Origin of the sequence: Chryseobacterium echinoideorum, assembly GCF_007474535.1 — a bacterium.
GTDB lineage: Bacteria > Bacteroidota > Bacteroidia > Flavobacteriales > Weeksellaceae > Chryseobacterium > Chryseobacterium echinoideorum.
Genome location: NZ_VKNW01000023.1, coordinates 1 through 5,824, shown reverse-complemented (window position 1 = coordinate 5,824; position 5,824 = coordinate 1). Strand labels below are relative to the sequence as shown.

Sequence of the window (5,824 nt, the reverse complement as noted above, 5' to 3'; positions counted from 1 at the left end):
ACAACCCGCCATGTACAGGAACAATCATCCCGACCGACCCACAACCTGGTTTTACCGATGAGAACGGGTGTACCATTGGTTTGCCGAGTTTGATCAATTTACCGATTAAAAATAACCCGTGTGAAAAAATTTTACAAAATAACATAAAAGCTAAAGAATTTCTTTTAAAACCAAAAGCAAGTGGCAGAATTGCTGAGGTTAAAACGGGAATTGCAAATAATGCTAATGAAAAGTCTTTTTCTTTAGGAGTAGATAATAATGGCAATGAGCAGGTTACAAATATTTTTGAAGATTTTTCTGGTACACAAACAAATATTGTAGCTCAAAGTCCTAATTTTAAAATAAATGCAGGGGTACACACCCATAGTCCCGGAGGCGCAGCTCCTCCGTCTGCAACAGATATTTATTCTTTTATGAAGGCCAATAAGATTAATAGTGAGTTTACTTTATATTACACTATTAGTTATGATGGTAATGATTATGTTTTTAGCATTGTTGATCTCTATAAATTTAAAAACTTTGCGACCACTTATCCTGAAAATGAATATACAGATAGTGAATACGGGACATGGAAATATGGCAATGTTATTGGTGATAGCTTTTATAGTATTTTTCGTTATTTCAAAGCGCAAGGCAAATCCAAAAATGAATCTTTTGAATTGGCAACCGCATATATTTTGAAAAAATATAACTTTGGAGTGGGTTTAAGTAAAAAGGACGGCAATGGAGACTTTAAGCCAATATTTTTAGAGGAGCAACAAGATCCTAATAATCCAAAAAAGAAAATTTTCAACAAAACAGAAAACTGTAATCTTTAAAAATAGATAAAATGAAAGCACTCTATAAAATATTTTTTTGTACGTTATTATTTGTAAGCGTGAAATTACCAGCTCAATTAGATACATTGAACTACTTGAATCAGTTTGAAGCCAATAAAATAGAATATGTTAATCAGCCATTCTCTAAATTAGTAACTGCCATGACTCAGATACAGCCAGTATCTGTATGGGCGGGTATCAATGCTAAAAATATAAATGTTACTCCTTTCTCTCAATTTTTATTCTGTGAAATGGATGAATCCTTTTCAGGTAATATTATATTGGTTGTCGTATGGCAGACTCCTTTACCTGCTTCAGAAACAGATTATTATGAGAATAAAAATGGTTTCTTTTTCACTAATGATGAGAGAAACTATTATGGTAATAAAATTGTAAAAGATATTAAGGTATATCGTTCGCAATAGTATACTAGCATGAAAACACTAAATAAAATATTATTTTATACTTCGTTATTAGTAAGTCTCAAGGTACAATCTCAACTGGATACTCTAAAATATTTAAAACAGTTTGAGGCTAATAAAACACAATATATCAACCAGCCATTCTCTAAATTATTAAATGATATGAATGAATTACAACCTCGAAGCTTATATACACAAAGCAGAGGATGTAATTATGATACTCAGTTTTACTTTACAGATATTAAAGAAGGATTTCATAGTCGCTTTAAAATTAATATTCTGTGGCAAAACTCAGTCCTCTACAAAAAAGAGCATATATTGAATGTGAATGAAATTTATAGTTTGAGAGATGTAGAGAGTTTGTATAAAAAATATATTATTAAGAATATAGAATTCAATTATCAGGGGGATTTTTATATTATGCACCGTGCAACAAAATTTATACAGGATGATGATCCATTTATTCATCTCAATACATATTTTGAAGATTATAAAAAATATTTAATAGATAAACCTTTTTATGATTTTGCTTGTTGGGTAAGACCTATGAGAATTAGAAGCCTAAAAAATATCTATAATAGTTCCAAAGCCGTTGCTTTGAAGACAGAATTTATTCTTATTAATCCAGATAATAAAAAAAAGAAAGTGAAAATTATTGTTGAATGGGATTCTCCAATCCAAACTAGTCAGATTAGAGAATATAAAAAGAAAAATAGTAATCGTTTTAATAATGATGAACGTAGTTTTTATGTAGATAAATTAGTAAAAGACATATCTTATTCTGCAAGATAGTACAACATTATTAAACATCATATACTAAGATGGTGGCACTACCGGAGGAATCGCTCCTCCCAGCACCATCCCGCCATGTACAGGAACAATCATCCCCACCGACCCACAATCTGGTTTTACCGATGAGAACGGCTGTACGATTGGTTTGCCGAGCTTACCGAATTTTCCAGTAAGAAACAACCCTTGTGAAAAGATTAAAGTACAGAGAACTGATACCGAATTCAATAACAAGATTACAGATTTAGAAGGCAAAACAAATCTTAAAAAAGAAACAGGCTACATCCAAAAATGAGGTGGAAGCTATGATTATAAAGACAATGCAGGCTCAACTAATAATGCCAACACACTTAGTTTGCCAAGCGTGGAAACAAATACTTATATCAAGGGGTTTATACATACTCATGTTAATAATTATAAAATTCTTGATGACCAAGGTTATGAAACAGATAAGAATGGTATTAAAATGTTTTCGCCAGCTGATATAGCATATTTCATGGACTTAGTAAAAAATGCTAAAGACAAAGGGCAGCCACTAAACGATGTATATGGAGTAATGGTTTCGAGCGTTGGAAATTACCAAATACGTTTTACAGGAAATGAATATCAAATAAAAACTTTTACAGAGGAGCAAACTAAAGCTCATAGGCAGCCATTTATAGACTATATGAAAGATAACGGAATGATAAAGCCAAAAGATTTAGAATTGAATATACTTAAGTATATGGATGAGAAAATGAATTTAAAAGGTATAACTTTGTATCGTATGAATAGTGATGGAAGTAATACAAAAATAAAACTAAACATAACAAAAACTGCTATAGAAGAAAATAAATGTCCAACTAAAATATAAATTATGAAATATTTATTTATTATATTATTTACGATTTCTTGTAACGCTCAAATTATTTCATTAGAAAGGAGAGCTGAATGTGATATAGATCCAGATAATTGTCCAGAATTTACATATATTAAAGATATTAATAATTCTTTAGACAAATATATTGGTACATGGAATGCTACTCACAATGGAAAAATCTATGAATTTCAGTTTAAAAAAGGATTATATCAAGATTTGACACTTTCCGAAAAGAAAAGAGATCGACTAATAGGCAGACTAAGAATTACAGATTCGATTGGAAATATTTTGTATAATACTTTCAATCAGGCTGACGATGAGAAAACAAATTTTTTTGGATTAGGATTTCAATCTGATCTAAAAGATTATATAACATATTTCGTTGGAAATAGTGTAGGATGTGCAGAATATGGAGATGTTTATTTAAAAATACAACCTTCTACACCTTCACAAATGACTGTGATCATGATTCCTGATAATGATATCGTTATTGAAGGAAAATGTCCTGCTAATTTTCAACCTACAATACCATATAAGCAACTGATTCATTTAACAAAGCAATAGTAAAAAGGCTGTTTATCTAATTTTGGAAACAGCTTTTTTACTTTTAATCTCAATATTGAAAGGGCTAGTATGTGTAAAGCACGTAATAAAGATGTACATAATGTTGAAGAGCCCCGATAGGTGAGCCGAGTTTGATCAATTTTCCTACAGATGAAGAAAAAACATCATGTGATATTTTAAAAGAGAATTCTGCAAATCCTGTTTTTCAAAGTAAATTAGACAGCTTGAAAAATAGAACATTTGTACATAAAGACCCACATGAAACTGTTGTAAATGTAAAAAAGGCAGGAGCGAAACTTATTTACAATGTTTCAGCCAAGACTGCGGATATTGGTATTGCTAATACGACTGCTGCGGAAGGGGACGTGAGCATCTACGATATTGCCAGCATGCACAATCATCCTCTAAAACATTTGCCTATTTTTTCTTTTGGAGATATCGTAGGGTTCTATTCAAATTATAAATTTGTAGCGCCAGTAAGAAAACATGTTTACACGTATTATGTGACCAATGAAAATGGTACAACCTATGCTTTACGAATGAATGATGTATCTGCATTAGATGTATTATTTGCAGGGCTTAATCTTGATACCTCAAATACAACTGAAGAAGAAAAAAATAAAGCATACAAAATTATGCAAGCAATATTTAAAGAAAATGGTGAAGATGATTCTTTATATGATCAGGCAAGAGCAGAACAATTGTTTATGAAAGTAATGACTGACCCAAGAATTGACGGAAGTAATGCAATGCATATCTACCGAAAAGATGATGACGGCTGGGGAAAACTCAAAATGGATACTAGCGGAGTGATAACAAAAGAAAACTGTCCACTATAATTTAAAAATAAAACAATGAATAAATTAATTTTAATAGTTATTACGATATTTTCAATATCATGTAAGAGCCAAACAAATATTGTTGATATTGTAAATATATGCAACAGTCATCCGTTTAATTCTTCTAATGGAAGCCTTTACAAAAAAGATATAAGCAATCTTTACGTCCCTTTTCTTGGCACATGGAAATGGACATCGGGAAACAGAGAGATGACTTTGGTTTTACAAAAACAAACTAAACATCATTATACGAGTGGTAATGACAATTATTTTGAAGACAGAATGGTAGGGTATTACATTTATAAGGAAAATGGAAATATAATCATCGATACTTCGAATGATAATCTTAACAAAGATTATGGATTAACAGTAGAATTTACAATTCTTTGTAATGGGAGTATCTCTACAGCATTTTTTAAAGATCCACCAAAAAAGAAGTATTATAAAGTTTTACTAGAAAAACTATCTCCTTCTCAAATGAGGTTCACAGCAAGTATGGATGAGAATGGTATAATTCCTCCTAACCCCGGAGAAGTTGTGATAATTCCCGGAGGAACAAGTTTTCCGCCTAACATGATATTTACAAAGCAGTAACGCTATGAAAATTGTCAATACATTATTTTTATTATGTTTATTCACTTACACATATTCGCAGAGACAGTATTTCTATTTTATTGGAGAGAAAATAAAAGAAGAACATTGCCCATTTACCCCGACATATATCCCTGCAGAAAGACAAGATTGTAAAGAGAGTGAAGAAGATGAGAGATGCTATCCAACAATCACTAAAATAATGTGTCATGGTAGTGGAAAATATTTTTCTAAATTCAAAGTGATAAAAGTTTTAAAAGGAAGTTATGAAAAAGATACCGTAGAATTTTATTCTTCATACTGTTCTGAATTTGGTTATACAGAACCACCAAATGATAAGTATTTGATCTTAGGTTTGGTAAAAACAGATGATAACGAATGGTTCCAAGGTGATATGGAAAAAGTATATTTGCGAAAAGATAAATGGATTCTTCCCTATAAAAAAGATTATCAATTTATAAATTACAGTACAACTCCGATTAAAAAACTTAAACGTCACCAGCAAATTAAGGTTGACGGACAAAAAGGATATTGGAATACGTTACAATTTCCTATGTATGATGAGCCGTACTATATAAGAAGTGAAAAATATGCTACAGCAATCTATGGGTTTATTTTGTAAGCATTCTTAAAAAGTACTGTAAAATCATCCTGTTTATACTTCTTCCAGTAGATGTGATTTTTACAAAGCAGTAAATAAGCGCCCTGAAAAAGGGCGTTTGTTGGTTGTCCCGCCACGCCCCAGCATGGGGCTTTACGGATGAAAACGGCTGCCCGATAGGTGAGCCGAGTTTGCCAAACTTGCCTTTTACAATTGATCCTTGTGAAAAGCTGAAAAAAACGACAGATCTTATAGAGTTTAAAAATAATATTATTTATCTTGAAGGAAAAATAGGTGAAGATCATGAATTTGGAAACAGACTGGGTAATCCGCAACCCGGA

General features: G+C 31.5%; 9 protein-coding genes. All 9 read left to right on the top strand.

From position 1 onward, the window contains the following. Nucleotides 1-818: hypothetical protein (locus FOL89_RS17640; RefSeq protein ID WP_185147009.1), on the top strand; the 818-nt coding region annotated here is incomplete at its 5' end. Nucleotides 819-829: 11 nt separating this feature from the next. Continuing rightward, nucleotides 830-1,243 carry a hypothetical protein gene (locus FOL89_RS17390; RefSeq protein ID WP_144284018.1) on the top strand — a complete coding sequence of 138 codons (414 nt, stop codon included), beginning with the start codon at nucleotides 830-832 and terminating at the stop codon, nucleotides 1,241-1,243. Nucleotides 1,244-1,252: 9 nt separating this feature from the next. Further along, a complete protein-coding gene (locus FOL89_RS17385; protein WP_144284017.1) occupies nucleotides 1,253-2,032 on the top strand; it encodes a hypothetical protein in 780 nt (259 codons plus the stop codon). Nucleotides 2,033-2,393: 361 nt separating this feature from the next. Then, a complete protein-coding gene (locus tag FOL89_RS17380) occupies nucleotides 2,394-2,882 on the top strand; it encodes a hypothetical protein (protein WP_144284016.1) in 489 nt (162 codons plus the stop codon). Between the two features lie 3 nt (nucleotides 2,883-2,885). Further along, nucleotides 2,886-3,452 (top strand): DUF6705 family protein, encoded by a 567-nt coding sequence (locus FOL89_RS17375; protein ID WP_144284015.1) that lies wholly within the window; start codon nucleotides 2,886-2,888, stop codon nucleotides 3,450-3,452. Nucleotides 3,453-3,676: 224 nt separating this feature from the next. After that, nucleotides 3,677-4,291 (top strand): hypothetical protein, encoded by a 615-nt coding sequence (locus FOL89_RS17370; protein WP_144284014.1) that lies wholly within the window; start codon nucleotides 3,677-3,679, stop codon nucleotides 4,289-4,291. A 15-nt stretch (nucleotides 4,292-4,306) separates the two neighbouring features. After that, on the top strand, nucleotides 4,307-4,885 hold the full coding sequence (locus FOL89_RS17365) for a DUF6705 family protein (RefSeq protein WP_144284013.1): 579 nt from the start codon (nucleotides 4,307-4,309) through the stop codon (nucleotides 4,883-4,885). Nucleotides 4,886-4,889: 4 nt separating this feature from the next. After that, nucleotides 4,890-5,504 (top strand): hypothetical protein, encoded by a 615-nt coding sequence (locus tag FOL89_RS17360; RefSeq protein ID WP_144284012.1) that lies wholly within the window; start codon nucleotides 4,890-4,892, stop codon nucleotides 5,502-5,504. Between the two features lie 104 nt (nucleotides 5,505-5,608). Next, nucleotides 5,609-5,824: hypothetical protein (locus tag FOL89_RS17355; protein ID WP_144284011.1), on the top strand; the 216-nt coding region annotated here is incomplete at its 3' end.

What these genes read in the sequence shown, in the direction of transcription:
- FOL89_RS17390 (WP_144284018.1), top strand. Translation starts at nt 830, where the DNA reads ATGAAAGCACTCTATAAAATATTTTTTTGTACGTTATTATTTGTAAGC.
- FOL89_RS17385 (WP_144284017.1), top strand. Translation starts at nt 1,253, where the DNA reads ATGAAAACACTAAATAAAATATTATTTTATACTTCGTTATTAGTAAGT.
- FOL89_RS17375 (WP_144284015.1), top strand. Translation starts at nt 2,886, where the DNA reads ATGAAATATTTATTTATTATATTATTTACGATTTCTTGTAACGCTCAA.
- FOL89_RS17365 (WP_144284013.1), top strand. Translation starts at nt 4,307, where the DNA reads ATGAATAAATTAATTTTAATAGTTATTACGATATTTTCAATATCATGT.
- FOL89_RS17360 (WP_144284012.1), top strand. Translation starts at nt 4,890, where the DNA reads ATGAAAATTGTCAATACATTATTTTTATTATGTTTATTCACTTACACA.